We start from the raw sequence: 15,714 nt of genomic DNA on the forward strand, positions 1-15,714 counted from the left end.
GCGGGCTGTAGGATGGGTAGAGCGAAGCGAAACCCATCGCACCCTTTCCACGGTGATCGTGGTTATGGGTTTCGCTGCGCTCTACCCATCCTACGCAGCTCGGGCTTCTCACCCGATTCGGTTCAGGCTGTTCCTGATCGTCGAGAAGATGCCGCCGATGTCTTTGCGCAAGGCATCGAGCGCGTTGAAATTGTCGAAGATGCGGGCGAGGCGGTCTTCGACCTCGCGCTTGCTCCTGGCGAGGGCATCGACGCGCGAGGCGAGGGTGACGTCGCCGTTCGCCTCGATCTCGCCGACGGTGTTCGCAAGGAGATCGCGGGTGGCGCCGACCTCGGCGATCATGGCCTCGATGCCGAACACCGGCGCCTTCAGCGGAACGAGGTCGGCCTGCGACTTCGACAACTCCGTCTTGAAGGCGTTCAGCGTCGCCAGCGTCTCCTGCAACGCGCCGAGCCGCTGGCGCGACTGGAGGACGAAATCGTTCAGCGCGTTCTGGCGGTCGACGAGGGTCTTGCCCTCGGGGTCGGTTTCGACGTCGGCGAGCGAGCGTTCGAGCTGGGCCTGGCGCTGGCCGAGTTCCTCGAAATCGAGCCGGATCGCTTTCAGGATATTGAAGCTGTCGTCGATGCGGGCGAGGCGCTGCGCGATCTCGATCTTGTTCTTCGAGAGCGTCTCGACGCGAGTGTCGAGCGGCGCCTCGCCGCCGGTCTCGAGCTCGTCGATGCTCTTGGCCAGACGGTCATGGCTGAGGCCGAGCTCGCCGATCAGGGCATTGATGCCGGCGTCCGATGAGCGCAGCGGGACCAGTTCGGCATGGGATTTCGCCAGATCTTCCTTGTACTGGTTGAGGGTCACGAAAGTGTCCTGGACCGCGTTCACCCGTGACAGCAGCGCCGATACGTCGCGCGCCACGTCCTTCAGGCGGTCGGCGAGGTTATTCTTGCGGTCGTCGGTCTCGAGGTCGAGCAGGGAGCGTTCGAGCTGGTTCTGGCGGTCGCGGATCTCGGTGAAAACAGGCTCGACCGCGCGCCGCTGGTCGGCGACCTTGCCGACCATCTCTCGCACCCCCTGCTGGCGCCGGCGGATCTCGGCGAGCTGGTCGTGCATGTCGGTGGATTCGTTTCGGCCCTGCTGGAGTAGGGCGCGCTGCTCAGTCTGGCCCAGCTTGTCGTGGAGGGCGGAGACGGCCTCGCGGGGATCGCTTTCGATCAGGTGCTGGACGGTGGCGTCGAGGTGGTTTTGCAGGGCGTGGGCGACGACGACATCCTCGCGGGTCTTCTTGAGGCGGTCGCGCAGGGTATTGAGGCGGCGATCCTGACGCGAGAGCCGCCAGGCGGGGGCGCCGATCAGCGCCAGCCCGAGCGTCACGATCGCGCCGGTTGCGATACGCTGCGGCATAGGCAGGTCCGCAAACAGGGCAGGCAAGTGCGCGACGTCATAACCAAACGCCTGTTGGGCGAGGATCGCGATGGCGGCTAGCAGGACAAACCAGGCAACCACGAAAAACAGCCACATCGTGACTTCCCCACCCGGGACACATTCTCGCCATAGTTGCTATTGGAGAGCGGAACCGAGATCAAGGGGCGGGCGGGGTTGCCAGATGTTTCCGGTCGCGCGATCCACTGCCGGTTGCGTCAGTCGATTGGCGGAGAGCAGGGTGCCAGGTTTTCCCGGGGAGCGGGGCAAGGCCTGTAAGCCCGGATGGAGCAAAGCGCAATCCGGGGTCTGCGCGCGCAGAAACGCCCGTCCCGGATTAGGCTTCGCTCCATCCGGGCTACGGCACTGCGTGGGCCCCTTTCGGGGAGGCTAGCAGCAGGCGTCGGCGCGAGCCGGCGAGCCTCGGGCTATCATTTCCCGAGGAAGTTCGTGCGCATCTTGTCGGCGAACCAGACCACGAAGATCGCAGCGAACGAAAGAGCGAAGTACAGAGCCGCCCAGAGAAGTGCATTACTGGCGTTCGACATGACATCCTCCCTTGCATCAGAAATCGATCTGTTGCCGGGAAGGATAGCGGCAGCCGCGACCGCCGATTTGCGCAGGATCAATTTTTGCCGGGCTGCGGCGCAAATGGCCGGCGAGCCTTCATTCCGGGCCCACGATGGATTTGCGGCCTAGGAATGACGCAGCGAGTTACAGCCGAAACTCGTTGGTCAGCTCGCCGATGCCGTCGATCGCGACGGTCACGGAATTCACCGGCTCCTTCATCACCCCGACGCCGACCGAGGTGCCGACGGCGATGAGGTCGCCGGGAAGCAGGGTCATGTCGTGGGAGATTTTGCTGACCAGCTCCTGCGCGGTGAAGATCATGTCCGAGATCGGATAGTTCTGCCGCTCCGCGCCGTTGAGGATGGTGCGCACAACAAGCTTGGCCGGATCGAGGCCGGTTGCGATGACGGGGCCGAACGGGCCGTAATCATCGATGCCCTTGGCGCGGGCCCATTGCGGGAAAGTGGGATCGCTGGTCAGGATGTCGTTGGCGGTGATGTCGTTGACGCAGGTGTAGCCGAAGATGAAGCTGTCCGCTTCCGCCGGCGAGACGCGGGCGCAGGTCCGGCCGATGACGATGCCGAGCTCGCCCTCATAGGTGGTCTTGCCGTCGTAGTAAGAGGGGCGGCGGATCACGGCGCCCGGCGTCGTGATGGTGGTGGTCGCCTTCAGCAGATAGAGCGGCTCCGGCGGCTCGGGCTGGTTCAGCTTGGCGGCGAGCGCGTGGAAATTATTCCAGAGCGCGACGATCTTGCTGGGCGCGCAGGGCGCGAGCAGCTCGACCTCCGACAGCGCCAGCACCTTGCCGGTGGCTGCATGGCGGCCGAACATCTCACCCTCATACACGCTGATGCCTGATGGCGTCAGGGTGCCGAAGCCGGTCGCACCGGCATGGCGGAAGCGCAGCCATTGCTTCATCTCGCCCGCCATCACGCCACCGCCAGTGCACGGGGATCGGCGGGCGCGGAGACGCCGTCATAGAGGCCGGCGATGCGAGCACGCTGGGTCACCATCGCCAGCACCGAGTCGAGCGCGGGCGTGGCGATGCCGGTGAGGCGGCCCATCTCCTGCACCACGGTGACGAGCGGGTCGATCTCCATCGGACGGCCGCGCTCGAGATCCTGGAGCATCGAGGTCTTGTGCGCGCCGACCTTGCGGGCGCCCTCGATACGGCGCTCGACGTCGACGCGGAATTTGACGCCAAACGTCTCGGCGATGCCTTGCGTCTCCACCATGATCGCGCGCGACAGCGCACGCGTGGAGGGATCGGTGCAGATCACGTCGAGCGTTGCATGGGTCAGTGCGCTGATCGGGTTGAAGCAGACATTGCCCCAGAGTTTCAGCCAGATCTCGTCGCGGATGCGGTCGAGCACCGGCGCTTTCAGCCCGGCGGTGACGAAGAGATCGGCGAGGCGCTGCACGTCCGAGGTGATTTCGCCGGAGGGCTCGCCGAGCGGAAAATTGTTGCCGTAGACGTGGCGGATCACGCCGGGCGCTTCGATCTCGGTGGCGGGATAGACGATGCAGCCGATGGCGCGCTCGGCGCCGATCTCGCGCCACTGCCGTCCGCCGGGGTCGATGCTCTCCAGCGTCGAATTCTCGTATTGGCCGCCGTGCTTGTAGAAATACCAATAGGGGATGCCGTTGACTGCGGTGACGATGCGGGTGTGCTGCCCGAGCAGCGGCTGCATCTTCTCGATCACGCCGGTGATCGAATGCGCCTTCAGCGTGATGATGATGTAGTCCTGCACGCCGAGTTCGGCGGGATCGTCGGTGCAGCGCGGATGCACGGTGTGCTTCTCCTCGCCCGCGAGCAGGGTCAGCCCGCGCTCACGCATCGCGGCAAGGTGGGCGCCGCGCGCGACCAGGCTGACGTCGGCGCCAGCGCGTGCGAGCTGAACCCCGAGATATCCGCCGATCGCGCCGGCGCCGTAGATGCAGATCTTCATGAAATCCTCGCGGGTGTCCGGAATTTTGGGACGAAAGATCCGGTCCGGCTCGGAGAGGTCCGAGCCGGGGCCGGTAGTCGCAGGGGAAGTGTGACGCTTTAAGCTGCTGCTTGCGGCGAGCCGTTGATCGCTTCGTCAACGGCAGCAGCAATGTCGCGCATGCTGATGACGGAGACGAGGCTGTAATCGTCGATGACCGGCAGGTGACGGATGTGATTGCGGTTCATCAGATGCCGGACGTGCTCGATCGTGTCTGAGGAGCTGCAGGACACCAGCTGCTGCACCGACACGAGCTGCGAGACCTTGACGTTGATGGCGTTGGCACCATGCTCGGCGACGGCGCGCACCACGTCGCGCTCGGTGAACATGCCGACCGCGGTGTTGCCTTCGGAGCGGACCACGTCCTTGACCACCAGCGCGCTGATATTGTTGGCGCGCATCAGCTTGGCGGCGATACCCACCGTTTCGTTCATTCGCACCGTGACAACGCGCGGTGTCTTCTTGCGCAGAATGTCTCCGACCAGCATTGCAACCTCCCTAGGTGAATGACAGGGGAAGTGTGGTATACATAATGCCAATCGTCAAGCATTCGATTTGGCTGATCCGAAAATTCTTGCGGCAGCAATACTGACGTTTGTCATCGTGCCAAAAAGGAAAAGGGGCGCATCGCTGCGCCCCTTTCGACCGATTGAAAGGCGTGTGGTCGCTACGCTGTCTCGGTCTTGGCGTTGCCGGTCTTGGCGGTGTCGGTCGCGGCGTTGGCGCTCTCGGCTTCCTTGCCGAGGATGAAGGAGCGGCGCAGCGGCTTGATCACGAACAGCGCCGTCAGCGCCGCCGTCGCGTTCAGCGCCACTGCGACCACGAACACGGCCTTCCAGCCGTACGTTGCCGAGATCACGCTGGCGAGCGGGACGAGCAGGGATGCCGTGCCTTTCGCGGTGTAGAGCATGCCGTTGTTGGTGGTTGCGTATTTCGAGCCGAACGTGTCGCCGCAGGTGGCGGGGAACAGCGAGTAGATTTCGCCGAACACGCCGAAGTACACCGCGGTCGCGAGCACGAACACGATCGGGATGTTTCCATAGGCCGACAGCGTCAGCAGCATCACCGCCGCGGTGCCGAACGCGATGAACATGGTGTGCTCGCGGCCGATCGTGTCGGAGACCCAGCCGAAGAAGGGACGTCCGAAACCGTCGAAGATGCGGTCGAGCGAGATCGCGAACGTCAATGCCGCCATCTGGAAGCCCGCGAGCGTCACCGGCGTGTCGGCGATCTTGAAGTCGTGCGCGATCGGGCCGATCTGTGCCGCGGTCATCAGGCCGCCGGAGGCGACCATGACGAAAACGAGATACATCACCCAGAAAATAGGGGTGCGCAGCACCTGCGGCGGGGTGAAGTCGATCTTGGTCTGCGGCAGATTGAGCTGCTTCTTCTTCGGCGGGATGGAGATCCGCGGCGGCTGGATGAAGAAGGCGAGCACGAACACGATCAGGCCCTGGCCGATGCCGAAGGTGAGGAACGCGTGCTGGTAGCCGCTCGTTACGATCATGGTCGCGATCGGCACAATGGTGAGCGCGGCGCCCGCGCCGAAGCCGGCGGCGGTCGCACCGGCGGCGAGGCCGCGGCGATCGGGAAACCATTTCAGCGCGTTGCCGACGCAGGTGCCGTACACCGCGCCGGCGCCCATGCCGCCGACGACCGCGGCGGCGTAAAGCAGGGCGAGCGAGTCAGCGTAGGAGTTGAGCACCCAGGACAGCGCGATCATGACGCCGCCGAACATGACGACGATGCGCGGACCGTATTTGTCGACGAACCAGGCCTCGATCGGCACCAGCCAGGTCTCGGTGACGACGAAGATGGTGAAAGCGAGCTGGATCGCCGCGCGGCCCCAATGATACTTGGCGTCAATCGGATCGACGAACAACGTCCAGCCGTATTGCAGATTGGCGATCATCGCCATGCAGACGATGCCCATGGCGAGCTGGAACCAACGGAAACCGGTGCGAAGAGGCGCAGCTGTGACGGCGCCGTCCGTGCTGGAAATCATCAATAACCTCCCAACGCGCCTGATTGAATGCGACCTGGGATTGCAAGATGACCCAGTGTCGCAAATATTGTGGCTTATCGTCGCAAGCGCGGCGGGGACATTGGTATACCATATTCCAGAAGGCAAGCCCAATCTTGTGACGCAGCGCAAGAAAAGTGCGCGGTTCCCTTCACGTCAGCGGTAGCCAAGGCGGGTTCTGCAAAAACGAAAACGCCCGGCCGTGAGGCCGGGCGTCGTGCTTGAAGGAGTGGTGGAGTGCGTCAGGCGGCGGCGGTCGATTTCGCGACCACGACCTTGCGCCAGGGCTTGAGCACCATGATCGCCAGCAGCGAAGCCAGGATGTTGGCGCCGGCCGCGATGATGAACACGCTGTCCCACGTGCCCGACGATTGCTGCATGTAGTTGGCGATCGGGACAAGCAGCGCGGCGGTGCCCTTTGCGGTGTAGAGCAGGCCCGCATTGGTGGTCGCGAACTTGGCGCCGAACGTGTCGGTGCAGGTCGAGGGGAACAGCGAGTAGATCTCACCCCAGGCGAAGAACACGAAGCCCGACAGCAACACGAACCAGAGCGGGTCGTGTCCCCAGAGGTAGAGCATCCAGATGCCGAAGCCTTCCATGCCGAAGGCGATGAACATCGTGTTCTCGCGGCCGATCATGTCGGAGATCCAGCCGAAGAACGGACGCGTCAGACCGTTGAGCACGCGGTCGATCGTGGCTGCGAACGTCACCGCGGTCATCGTCACCGCCATCAGCGTCACCGGAACGCTGTCGACCTTCCAGTCGACTGCGATCGGCTTCAGGTTCGCCGTCACCATCAGGCCGCCGGCGCCGACGATCACGAACATGAAGTACATCAGCCAGAAGATCGGCTGGCGCAGCACTTCGGTCGGCTGATAGTTGCGGCGGGTCTGTTGCAACGCAGCGTTCTGCACAACGGGAGGCACCTGTCCGGCCTTCGGCGCGTAGAGGAAGAAGGCGAGGATGCAGATGATGATGCCCTGGCCGAGCCCGAAATACAGGAAGGTGGTCTGGAATCCGCTGTCCTTGATCATGGCCTGAATCGGCGCAACCGTGAGCGCGGAGCCCGCGCCGAAACCGGCCGCCGTGATGCCGGCAGCAAGACCGCGCTTGTCGGGAAACCATTTCAGCGCATTGCCGACGCAGGTGCCGTAGACGCCGCCGGCGCCGATGCCCGCGATGATCATGCCGAGATAGAAGCCGTTGAGCGTGGTGGCTTGCGCATTGATCGCCCAACCGATGGCGCAGAGCACGCCGCCGACGAGCACGACGATGCGCGGGCCGTATTTGTCGACGAACCATCCTTCGACCGGCACCAGCCATGTCTCGAACAGTACGAAGAGCGTAAAGGCCCATTGGATCGAGGCGCGATCCCAGCCGAACTTTTTCTGGATGTCGGGGACGAAGAACGTCCAGCCGTATTGATAATTGGCGATCATCACCATCGCCGCTACACCGACCGCCAATTGCGTCCAGCGATACGTGTCGCTAACCCGCGCGGCGGTTGGAACCGTTGCCTGCACCATGTCCGTCATAAAGCCTCCCGTGGCGCCTCTAATTTTTCTACGAGCGCTGGAGGGGCATTCTTGTATTCATTATGCCAAGGTTCAAGCGCTGGTCCGATCACCGTGCGCAAATGCCGCAGGACCTTCATCGGTTGCGGCTGTGACTCGGGACAACGCAAATAGAAATGGCCCCGTCCTGCGGGGCCATTCATCAAAAGTAGTATGTGGACGGTTCTGAAACCGGCGCGTCGCGCTTGCCGCGCGGGAGGCGCTGCTTACAGGCCGAAGCGGGGCAGGTCGCCGTTGTGATTCGAAATCTCGGCGCTCGCCATCAGGAAGCGATCGACTGCGGCCAGGAAGCGGGTGAACAGCGAGGCGGAGGGGGCGAGCGCGACGGAAGCGGTCTTGGACATCTGAATTCCCTTTCTCGAGACGGTCAGTGATGCTGTCTCATTTCGAAGGGCAATCTACGTATACCAGATGCCAGTGTCCATGCATGCCATTGCATAGCAGCATGCATGCTCCCGCATTGCAGCATAGTGATCCGTTAAAGGGACCGAACCGAGCTCAAAATTGCCAGCCGGGCTGCTGGAATTGCGAGATCGGCCCCAAAAGGCCCCCATTACGGAGGCAAAAGAGCGCGGACAGAGCGGCGCGCGGGTTCCAAATCCAACCGCACCGCAACATTCAAGGTCTTGGCAGGCCCAGCCAAAGCCGTTAGTGGTCTGCCCCCTTTTCCAATCAACTGTCAGAGTGGTTCATGTCGAGCGCCTCGCCCGCCGTCTCGATCGGCATCGATTTTGGGACCAGCAACACGGTCGTCGCGATCGCGGCGGACGATCGCCGGGTCGAGGCCATCCGCTTCGATCACGGCGGCCAGCGCCACAGCGTCTACGTCTCGGCGCTGTGCTTCTGGGAGGATCGGCCGGGCGCCGGCGCCCAGGCCGAAGGCGGTCCATGGGCCATCGAGACGTTCCTCGAAGGCCGCCACGTCTACCGCTTCCTGCAGTCGTTCAAGACGTTTGCGGCGAGCTCCAGCTTCAACACCACGCAAGTGTTTCGGCAGCGCTTCAAGTTCGAGGACATTCTGGCGGCGTTCCTGCGCACGCTGGCGCGCCATGGCGGCGAAAAGTTCGGCTTCGAGACGTCCAACATCACAGTCGGCCGCCCGGTGCGGTTCGCCGGCGGCAATCCCGACGAAGCGCTGGCGATGCAGCGCTATCGGGCCGCGTTCGAACGCCTCGGCGCCGGCCACGCGCGCTATGTCTACGAGCCCGTGGGCGCGGCGTTCTCCTTCGCCCGACGGCTGGAGCGTGATGCCACCCTGCTGGTTGCGGATTTCGGCGGCGGCACCAGCGATTTCTCGGTGATGCGCTTTTCGCGCGCGGGAGGAGCCTTGCGCGCCGAGCCGCTTGGACACGCCGGCATCGGCATTGCCGGCGACACCTTCGATTACCGCATCGTCGACCACGTCGTCTCGCCGCGGCTGGGAAAAGGCTCCAGCTTCCGCTCGTTCGACAAGGTGCTGCCGGTCCCCACCGGCCACTACACCAACCTCGCGCGCTGGCATCAGCTCGCGATGATGAAGAGCAATGGCGATCTGCGCGAGCTTCGGGAGCTTGCGCGCAGCGCGCTGAAGCCGAAGCTCCTTGAAGATTTCATCACCATCGTCGATCTCGACCTCGGCTTTTCGCTCTACCGCGCGGTATCCGACGCCAAGGTCGCGCTGTCGGCGCGGGACGAGGTGGACTTCCGCTTCAAGGGGGGCGGCGTCGACATCGGTGCGACCATCACACGGAAGAATTTTGAATCCTGGATTGCCGACGACATCGCCCGGCTGGGTGCCACCGTCGACAAGGTGCTAAGCGAAGCGGGCATCACCGCGCGCGAGGTGGAGAAGGTGTTCTTGACCGGCGGGACTTCCTTCGTTCCGGCCGTCAGAAAGCTGTTTGCCGAGCGGTTCGGTAACGAACGGCTGATGTCGGGCGACCAGTTCGAGTCGATCGCCTACGGCCTTGCGCTGATCGGACACAGCCCCGACCCCGATCGATGGACCGCAAGCGGTGGGATTACGCCGAAGGCGGGCGCGTAGCCCAGCAACAGCCGCCATTGCTTGGCTGCTCGCAATGACGACGGAGAGCTGTCATCAGTGCCGTAGGGTGGGCAATGGCGCGGAGCGCCGTGCCCACCATCTTTCCGAGGTTGAGAGAGCATCGGTGGGCACGCTGCGCTTTGCCCACCCTACGATACTGATTTCGCCGCTACTGATTGATCTCCGGCTCCACGAGCCTTGCGAGGCTTCGCAGCGATTCCTGCCAGCCGAGATAGCAGGCCTCGGGCGGGATGACGTCAGGGATGCCGGCCTGGGTGATGTCGACCTCGGTGCCGACCGAGACCTTCTTCAGCATCACGGTCACCTGGATTTCGCCGGGTAGATTTGGGTCGTCGAACTTGTCGGTGTAGCGGAGACGTTCGCCGGGGACGAGCTCGAGATATTCGCCGCCGAAGGCGTGGCTGTTGCCCGTCGTGAAATTCCGGAACGACATCTTGAACGTGCCCCCGACCTTGGGCTCGAGGTGATGGACGGTGCAGGTAAAGCCGTTCGGCGGAAGCCATTTCGCCAGCGCATCCGCCTCGAGGAAGGCGCGATAGACTTTCTCCGGACTGGTCGAGAGAACGCGGTGCAGACGTACAGTGCTGGGCATGTTCCTTCATCCTCTTGCATCGATGGGTCCGACCTTGGCGTCTACGGCCCATTCATGTCTCAAGGACGACCGGGATGCCGCCGATCCGACATGGCGTTGCAGATAAACGGGGGCCGCCGAAACCGGCGGCCCTTGATGCTGTTTTTGTTGTCGTCTTGGAACTTATCTTGGACGTTGTTTTGGATCGGTTTGCCGCTCACCGCGTCCAGTCTTCACCCGCGCACAACGTTCCCATGCAGCCCCGGACGTTGAGACTGCCGGATGGCAGCAAGGTGACGGTGCTCGCATAGGTCTTTCCGTCGTCGGCATTGTAGATCCTGCCCGACCATTGATTGGCGCCGGCCGCCTGCATGTCGATGAACAGGGAGATGCCGACGATCTTCCGGGCGCGCAATGCAGGATCGGCGTTATGGTCGTCGAGCTGCGCCTTGCCCGTCTTCTTATCGATCGGCTCCTTCAGCCAGACGACCCGGCCGCATAGCGCATTGCCGCAACGGCTCACCTTGATCCTCGCGTCGCCCGACTGTGTCAGCCAGACGCCGGCGGGACCGCTGGCCGTTGCGGCTTCGGCGTTTCCAAGCGGGGAGATGGACAACAGCGCTGCGAGCAGGTGCCGGACGAGGGTGGAACGCATGGGGGCTCCATATTGGATCAATTGTCATGAATATTTCATGATAAACGATCAATATATCGCGCTTAAGGTTGAGTCAATCGCGCGGAACATGCATATTGGGGGTGGGTGGTTGCCTGGAAATTGCGGAGTGCTTGTAGATGGGTGTGGTGGAGATATCGGTACGTGAGGCCCGGCAGAGCTGGTTCCGGCGTCTCGATCTTGCGTTCTGGGCGATCTGGGCGGCACTGCCGGTGGTGGTGTGGCTCGCCTATCTCCGGAGCACGACCGCCTCCGCCTCGATCGCGGCGAGCCTTGGGCCCGACCAGGTGAAATGCGCAGGCCTTGTCGCCAATCCACTCGAGATGTCGCGCCCGGGACAGCTGTTGTTCTGGACGCTATTTGCGCTTCAGCTCTCGTTCTTCGCCGTGTTGATCGGCATCCTGCACCGTATGGTGCACCGATTCGCACGCGGCCGGATCTTCGCGTCCGAGACGCTTCAGGGCGTGTGGTGGATGGGGATCATTCTGGTGATCTGGCCGTTCATCGACCTGATCACCAGCAACGCGGTGGCTTATGCCTTGCACGAGATCGGCGACGTCAAGTTCTTCCTGCCGTCCTACAACGTCGACATCGGCACGATCGCGGGCGGGATGTTCCTGATGGCGCTGAAATTCGTCATCGAGCACGCCATCCTGCTGCAGTCCGAAAACGAGCTGACGATCTGAGGTGAATGCTTGTGCCGATCGTCGTGAACCTCGATGTCATGCTTGCGAAGCGGAAGCGCCGCCTCGGGGACCTCGCCGACGCAATCGGCATTTCCATCCAGAACCTGTCGGTCCTGAAAACGGGCAAGGCGAGGGCGATGCGCTTCTCGACCCTGGCCGCGATCTGCCGCGAGCTCGATTGTCAGCCCGGAGACATCCTCGAATATGTCGCAGGCGAGGAGGGCAGCGATGAGGATGCAGGCGAGGGGAGCTGAGCTCACACCTGGCGAGCCTTGTCCGCCTTCGTGCTGCACGCGAGAACCTGAAACACATCCCCCATGTGCAACGGTTGGCCGTTTGCGCGCTCAATTGAATCGAGCTCGCCTGGTGCGAGATCTACCTCGCGGCCGGCCGGACGACCGATCCGTCAGATCGTTGCCACATCCTGCGGCGTCATCGTGAAGGCGAGCCGGTAGCGGCCGATCGTCGGATTGTCCTGCGCGCCCAGAGCGCCAAGCGCCGCCGGCGAAAGTCGGTCGGCGGTCACCTGCTCGATCGCGTCGGCATCGTAACCCGACAGCAGCATGATCCAGTCGGCGGCGCCGTCCTTGCCGCGGATCTGCTGCTCGGTGGTGGGCGAGCTGGTCCGGGGCGTGTCGGTCAGGAGGAGGTGCGCGCCCGTCAGTCCCCGCATCTGCGCCAATGTGCCGAGCGTCTCCGAGAGATGTGTCTGCAACTCCACCTCGCGCCCGGCCTCCGGCGAAAGCCGGACGGTGGCGAGCGAGGTCGCGACGCCACCGCCAAAGCTGGCGGCGACGCGGCACTGGCTGCGCACCATGCCGAGATGGTGCGGCATCATCTTGGTCGACCACGGCGTCGGCGCGTTGAGCCGGTCGAGATATCCCTTCGACGTGAGCACCTCGTACCGCTCCAGCTCGTACAGCACGAAGAAGCCGTCAGTGTCCGTCGTGCTGGTCCAGCGCGATCCGCGCCGGAAGCCGGGAATGCTCATCCGCTCGGGAAAATGTTCGTGGGAATGCCAGTCGCCGAACTCCGCGCGCTGCTCGGGGCGGACGCTCCACCACATCGCGACGGCGGCCTTGCCAAGCAGTGACATGCTGACCTCCCTGTTTTCCAGCACTTTGCCTTGACGCCAACGGAGGAAGCAAGTCGTTCACGCTTCCAATCCGACCCCGTACTGTCAGGTGTGATCTGCTATCCCTTCGGGGCGGAGCCGGCACGTGTGGAGCTTGGCAGTCTTTCGGTGCACACAGTCGATTGGCTGGAGGGAGAGTGGTGCGGGTCTTCCGCGAGCAACTTGCCGGCGGCGTACGGTGTGCGCTCGATAGCGCGGCATCGCATCGACGCTCTCGGGCCAGCACAGTTAGCCGAGACTAAATCGCGGCTGCGAACGCGCAACTCACCTTGCCTCAGGCGCCTTTCGGGCCTGAATTCGCAAAGTCCGAATTGTTCCGCCGAAGCCCATGAGGCATTAAATCCCGCCAAGCCTTGCAACTGGCGCCGATGAGGTATACGTTGGTGCTGTTCGTTCAGCCGCTGTGCCTTGTTGAATGCGCCCGCGGGCTCCTTTTCCAGAGACATCGACGAATTGAATCTGGTTCTGCGTGAGTGTCACGCGGAATGTGCGCGTATGCGCTTTGGAGAAGAATAATGACGACAGGTACCGTGAAGTGGTTCAACGGCCAAAAGGGCTTTGGATTCATTCAGCCCGACGACGGCGGCAACGATGTGTTCGTTCACATCAGCGCAGTCGAGCGGGCTGGTCTCTCAGGTCTCGCCGAGGGCCAGAAGGTCAACTTCGAGGCCAAGACCGACAAGATGCGAGGCAAGGTCAGCGCAGAGAATCTATCGCTGGCCTAAGATCCTGCGCCGTTTCACGGATGTACTGAAACGGCCACGCTGCCCGCTCGATCCCAGGGATTGAGCGGGTTTTGTCCGTTGCGGGAGTGGGTGAAGCATGAGCGGCAAGAAGTCGGCTGAACCGTCACCCCAAAGCATTGCGCGTACCAACCGTCAGCGTTTGGCTGCCGAGGAGGGAACGCGGGCAATGGCGGACGTCGAGAGACAGGCCGTCGATGTTCGCAAGAACATGGCGCGGCTTCGCGAACTGCGCGAAGCCAAGGAAGCGGCCGACGCAACTCTTCAAGCATCGCTGCCGGCACCAACCCTGACGAAGCGCAAGAGAAAGCTGACGCGATAGTCGAATTCAACTGCGTCGACGAAAATCTGGAGAGGGCCGGTCACATGCCAAAGAGTGCGGATCGTGCCTAGGATCAAGTCGGACAGCGGCGGCACAATCACCTTCTTTCTCGCGCTTGGCGCAGGCCGGCAGATGTGCCGCCTTGCGACCACGTTCCAGACGCAGAAGCAGGCCTTCAGCTATCTTCAGAAATACCGGACGGAATTCGAGCGCATCGCGCGGAGCCGATTGGCCTCCGGGGAGCTCGAAGACGGGATCGTCGTGCTTTCGATGCTCTAAAGCATGACCCGGACCCGAAGGGCCGCGTTAGCGCAAAGTGCGAAGCGGTTTTCCGAAAAGATCATGCTCAAACAATAACCTAAAGCGCGTTGACGATTCATTCCGATCTCATCGCGCTTTCGGTCAGGCGTCGATTTCGACGCGACGCGCTCAGCGCCAGCCTTCATCGCGCGGATGCAACATCGTGACCCGGCAGGGAACGCGTCCTATTCAGAGCGGTCCTTCGGCTCGGCCTCGCGGGCCAGTCGCTCCGCTTTCAGCCGCTCGCGATTCTCGTTGAAGGAGTGCTGGTCCTTCGCATAGTCATTGATCGGCTTCTGCGTTTTGACAGGCTTGAACGCCTTGTTGGCTTCACGCTTGGCCCGATCCGAGGATTGATCTCTCAACATTTCGACCTCGTTTTGATCAACAAGCTGTGACAGGACAGGTGCTGGCCGACGCCTCCCACCGCAAACGCTGTGCGTAGGCTTGCTACCTTTCGGGGCGAGAAGAAGGCCAATTCTGCAGCGTTGCGCAGATGCTTTTGCGATGTGTTTCAGTCACTCGCCTTGGCGGCTGCGTTGCTCGTACGTCGGGATAGCACGCCGGCTTAGACAACAATGGCACGCCGCCGCTTTTGTTCCAAGGACCCTGCGGACTGGCGCCAGGTTTGCGATAGTGCGATTGTCCCGCCGCAATGTCAGGAGATGTGTAATGCTCGGTGTGAACGACGGGGAGACAATCCCCGCGAAGGAAAGGCCGCAAAGGTCTCAAAGATGGACCGGTGAAGATGCATGGGCGGCTTACCAGCTTCCCTTCAACGATCTGCTCTTCCGTTCACAATCCGTACATCGGGAGCATTTTGACCCAAATCGCGTGCAGTTGAGCCGGCTGCTGAACATCAAGACAGGTGGTTGTCCGGAAGACTGCGGCTACTGCAGCCAGTCGTCGCATCATGCGACCGCTCTTGCAGCCTCCAAGTTGATGGAGGTCGGGAAGATCGTTGCCGAGGCACGCAAGGCAAAAGACAGCGGCGCGACGCGTTATTGCATGGGCGCGGCCTGGCGCAATCCGAAGCCGCGCGACATGGATGCCATTGTCGAGGTCGTCGGAGCCGTGAAGGAGCTCGGGCTCGAGACCTGTATGACGCTCGGCATGCTCGACCGGGATCAGGCCGACCGGCTGAGTGCTGCCGGGCTTGATTACTACAATCACAATATCGATACCTCGGAGCGCTTCTATCCGAGCGTTACCTCCACCCGCACGTTCGCCGATCGTCTCGATACGCTGGAGCATGTCCGCGAGGCCGGCACGAAAGTGTGCTGCGGCGGAATTCTCGGCATGGGTGAGAGCGAACAGGACCGCGTCGACATGCTGGTCACGCTCGCCAACCTCCCGGAAGCGCCGGAGAGCGTGCCGATCAACATGCTGATCCCGATTCCGGGAACGCCGATGGCGAAGGCGACGCCGATAGGTCCGATCGAGTTCGTGCGCATTGTCGCGCTGGCGCGTATCATGATGCCGGCCTCATTCGTGCGACTCTCGGCGGGGCGGTCGGCGATGACCGACGAGATGCAGGCGCTGTGCTTCTTTGCCGGCGCAAACTCGATCTTTGTCGGCGACACGCTGCTGACGGCGGGCAATCCGCAGGACGAAGCCGATCGAAAGTTGTTCCGCCGGCTCGGACTGGAGGCGCTCTGAAGCGTGATCC

The 15,714-nt window shown here is 62.8% G+C and carries 18 protein-coding genes; 7 read left to right on the forward strand and 11 right to left on the reverse strand.

Annotated elements, in window-relative coordinates; all coding sequences use genetic code 11:
* Positions 1–108 precede the first annotated feature (108 nt).
* From AB7245_RS15400 to AB7245_RS15430, 7 genes are all read right to left on the reverse strand, one after another.
* Positions 109–1,515 carry a hypothetical protein gene (locus AB7245_RS15400; protein ID WP_439034423.1) on the reverse strand — a complete coding sequence of 469 codons (1,407 nt, stop codon included), beginning with the start codon at positions 1,513–1,515 and terminating at the stop codon, positions 109–111.
* Between the two features lie 615 nt (positions 1,516–2,130).
* Positions 2,131–2,916, reverse strand: a complete 786-nt coding sequence (locus AB7245_RS15405; protein WP_085400618.1) for a fumarylacetoacetate hydrolase family protein — start codon at positions 2,914–2,916, stop codon at positions 2,131–2,133.
* A complete protein-coding gene (locus AB7245_RS15410) occupies positions 2,916–3,935 on the reverse strand; it encodes a 2-dehydropantoate 2-reductase (protein WP_085400619.1) in 1,020 nt (339 codons plus the stop codon). The genes AB7245_RS15405 and AB7245_RS15410 overlap by 1 nt, the downstream gene beginning before the upstream one ends.
* A gap of 98 nt (positions 3,936–4,033) precedes the next feature.
* The gene (locus AB7245_RS15415; protein ID WP_063984529.1) at positions 4,034–4,462 is read right to left on the reverse strand and encodes a CBS domain-containing protein; all 429 of its coding nucleotides are present in this window, start codon (positions 4,460–4,462) and stop codon (positions 4,034–4,036) included.
* Positions 4,463–4,641: 179 nt separating this feature from the next.
* Positions 4,642–5,979 (reverse strand): oxalate/formate MFS antiporter, encoded by a 1,338-nt coding sequence (gene oxlT, locus AB7245_RS15420; RefSeq protein ID WP_085400621.1) that lies wholly within the window; start codon positions 5,977–5,979, stop codon positions 4,642–4,644.
* A 260-nt stretch (positions 5,980–6,239) separates the two neighbouring features.
* A complete protein-coding gene (oxlT, locus tag AB7245_RS15425; protein WP_071915554.1) occupies positions 6,240–7,532 on the reverse strand; it encodes an oxalate/formate MFS antiporter in 1,293 nt (430 codons plus the stop codon).
* A gap of 245 nt (positions 7,533–7,777) precedes the next feature.
* The gene (locus AB7245_RS15430; protein WP_166098301.1) at positions 7,778–7,915 is read right to left on the reverse strand and encodes a hypothetical protein; all 138 of its coding nucleotides are present in this window, start codon (positions 7,913–7,915) and stop codon (positions 7,778–7,780) included.
* Between the two features lie 347 nt (positions 7,916–8,262).
* On the opposite strand from AB7245_RS15430, the gene AB7245_RS15435 reads away from it, so the two are divergent.
* Positions 8,263–9,594 (forward strand): Hsp70 family protein, encoded by a 1,332-nt coding sequence (locus AB7245_RS15435; RefSeq protein WP_135215005.1) that lies wholly within the window; start codon positions 8,263–8,265, stop codon positions 9,592–9,594.
* Between the two features lie 169 nt (positions 9,595–9,763).
* On the opposite strand, the gene AB7245_RS15440 is transcribed toward AB7245_RS15435, so the two are convergent.
* A complete protein-coding gene (locus AB7245_RS15440) occupies positions 9,764–10,207 on the reverse strand; it encodes an SRPBCC family protein (protein WP_085400624.1) in 444 nt (147 codons plus the stop codon).
* 196 nt (positions 10,208–10,403) lie between these two features.
* Complete coding sequence (locus AB7245_RS15445; protein ID WP_071915551.1) at positions 10,404–10,841, reverse strand: DUF2147 domain-containing protein; 438 nt, start codon at positions 10,839–10,841, stop codon at positions 10,404–10,406.
* A 137-nt stretch (positions 10,842–10,978) separates the two neighbouring features.
* On the opposite strand from AB7245_RS15445, the gene AB7245_RS15450 reads away from it, so the two are divergent.
* Positions 10,979–11,545 carry a DUF2975 domain-containing protein gene (locus AB7245_RS15450; RefSeq protein WP_063984524.1) on the forward strand — a complete coding sequence of 189 codons (567 nt, stop codon included), beginning with the start codon at positions 10,979–10,981 and terminating at the stop codon, positions 11,543–11,545.
* An 11-nt stretch (positions 11,546–11,556) separates the two neighbouring features.
* Positions 11,557–11,799: a helix-turn-helix domain-containing protein gene (locus AB7245_RS15455; protein ID WP_071917595.1), complete on the forward strand. Its 243-nt coding sequence runs from the start codon at positions 11,557–11,559 to the stop codon at positions 11,797–11,799.
* A 152-nt stretch (positions 11,800–11,951) separates the two neighbouring features.
* On the opposite strand, the gene AB7245_RS15460 is transcribed toward AB7245_RS15455, so the two are convergent.
* Entirely contained in the window at positions 11,952–12,641 is a 690-nt protein-coding gene (locus tag AB7245_RS15460) for a hypothetical protein (protein WP_085400676.1), read from the reverse strand.
* A 554-nt stretch (positions 12,642–13,195) separates the two neighbouring features.
* Here AB7245_RS15460 and AB7245_RS15465 point away from each other — a divergent pair.
* From AB7245_RS15465 to AB7245_RS15475, 3 genes are all read left to right on the forward strand, one after another.
* On the forward strand, positions 13,196–13,405 hold the full coding sequence (locus tag AB7245_RS15465; RefSeq protein WP_028151479.1) for a cold-shock protein: 210 nt from the start codon (positions 13,196–13,198) through the stop codon (positions 13,403–13,405).
* Positions 13,406–13,502: 97 nt separating this feature from the next.
* Positions 13,503–13,745, forward strand: a complete 243-nt coding sequence (locus AB7245_RS15470) for a hypothetical protein (protein WP_063984523.1) — start codon at positions 13,503–13,505, stop codon at positions 13,743–13,745.
* A gap of 54 nt (positions 13,746–13,799) precedes the next feature.
* Entirely contained in the window at positions 13,800–14,024 is a 225-nt protein-coding gene (locus AB7245_RS15475; RefSeq protein WP_028151477.1) for a hypothetical protein, read from the forward strand.
* A gap of 206 nt (positions 14,025–14,230) precedes the next feature.
* On the opposite strand, the gene AB7245_RS15480 is transcribed toward AB7245_RS15475, so the two are convergent.
* Positions 14,231–14,413, reverse strand: a complete 183-nt coding sequence (locus AB7245_RS15480; RefSeq protein WP_063984522.1) for a hypothetical protein — start codon at positions 14,411–14,413, stop codon at positions 14,231–14,233.
* Between the two features lie 304 nt (positions 14,414–14,717).
* Between AB7245_RS15480 and bioB the strand changes: the two genes are divergently transcribed.
* Positions 14,718–15,704: a biotin synthase BioB gene (gene bioB, locus AB7245_RS15485; protein ID WP_439034424.1), complete on the forward strand. Its 987-nt coding sequence runs from the start codon at positions 14,718–14,720 to the stop codon at positions 15,702–15,704.
* Positions 15,705–15,714: the final 10 nt, after the last annotated feature.

Origin of the sequence: Bradyrhizobium sp. 604_D8_N2_3 (assembly GCF_051810765.1) — a bacterium.
In the GTDB taxonomy this organism is placed as follows: Bacteria; Pseudomonadota; Alphaproteobacteria; order Rhizobiales; family Xanthobacteraceae; genus Bradyrhizobium; species Bradyrhizobium barranii.

Coding starts and splice junctions, on each gene's coding strand:
- AB7245_RS15470 (WP_063984523.1), top strand. CDS start 13,503: ATGAGCGGCAAGAAGTCGGCTGAACCGTCACCCCAAAGCATTGCGCGT.
- AB7245_RS15410 (WP_085400619.1), bottom strand. CDS start 3,935: ATGAAGATCTGCATCTACGGCGCCGGCGCGATCGGCGGATATCTCGGG.
- AB7245_RS15445 (WP_071915551.1), bottom strand. CDS start 10,841: ATGCGTTCCACCCTCGTCCGGCACCTGCTCGCAGCGCTGTTGTCCATC.
- AB7245_RS15450 (WP_063984524.1), top strand. CDS start 10,979: ATGGGTGTGGTGGAGATATCGGTACGTGAGGCCCGGCAGAGCTGGTTC.
- AB7245_RS15480 (WP_063984522.1), bottom strand. CDS start 14,413: ATGTTGAGAGATCAATCCTCGGATCGGGCCAAGCGTGAAGCCAACAAG.
- AB7245_RS15460 (WP_085400676.1), bottom strand. CDS start 12,641: ATGTCACTGCTTGGCAAGGCCGCCGTCGCGATGTGGTGGAGCGTCCGC.
- AB7245_RS15430 (WP_166098301.1), bottom strand. CDS start 7,915: ATGTCCAAGACCGCTTCCGTCGCGCTCGCCCCCTCCGCCTCGCTGTTC.
- AB7245_RS15400 (WP_439034423.1), bottom strand. CDS start 1,515: ATGTGGCTGTTTTTCGTGGTTGCCTGGTTTGTCCTGCTAGCCGCCATC.
- AB7245_RS15435 (WP_135215005.1), top strand. CDS start 8,263: ATGTCGAGCGCCTCGCCCGCCGTCTCGATCGGCATCGATTTTGGGACC.
- AB7245_RS15440 (WP_085400624.1), bottom strand. CDS start 10,207: ATGCCCAGCACTGTACGTCTGCACCGCGTTCTCTCGACCAGTCCGGAG.
- AB7245_RS15415 (WP_063984529.1), bottom strand. CDS start 4,462: ATGCTGGTCGGAGACATTCTGCGCAAGAAGACACCGCGCGTTGTCACG.
- oxlT (WP_085400621.1), bottom strand. CDS start 5,979: ATGATTTCCAGCACGGACGGCGCCGTCACAGCTGCGCCTCTTCGCACC.
- oxlT (WP_071915554.1), bottom strand. CDS start 7,532: ATGACGGACATGGTGCAGGCAACGGTTCCAACCGCCGCGCGGGTTAGC.
- AB7245_RS15405 (WP_085400618.1), bottom strand. CDS start 2,916: ATGGCGGGCGAGATGAAGCAATGGCTGCGCTTCCGCCATGCCGGTGCG.
- AB7245_RS15465 (WP_028151479.1), top strand. CDS start 13,196: ATGACGACAGGTACCGTGAAGTGGTTCAACGGCCAAAAGGGCTTTGGA.
- bioB (WP_439034424.1), top strand. CDS start 14,718: ATGCTCGGTGTGAACGACGGGGAGACAATCCCCGCGAAGGAAAGGCCG.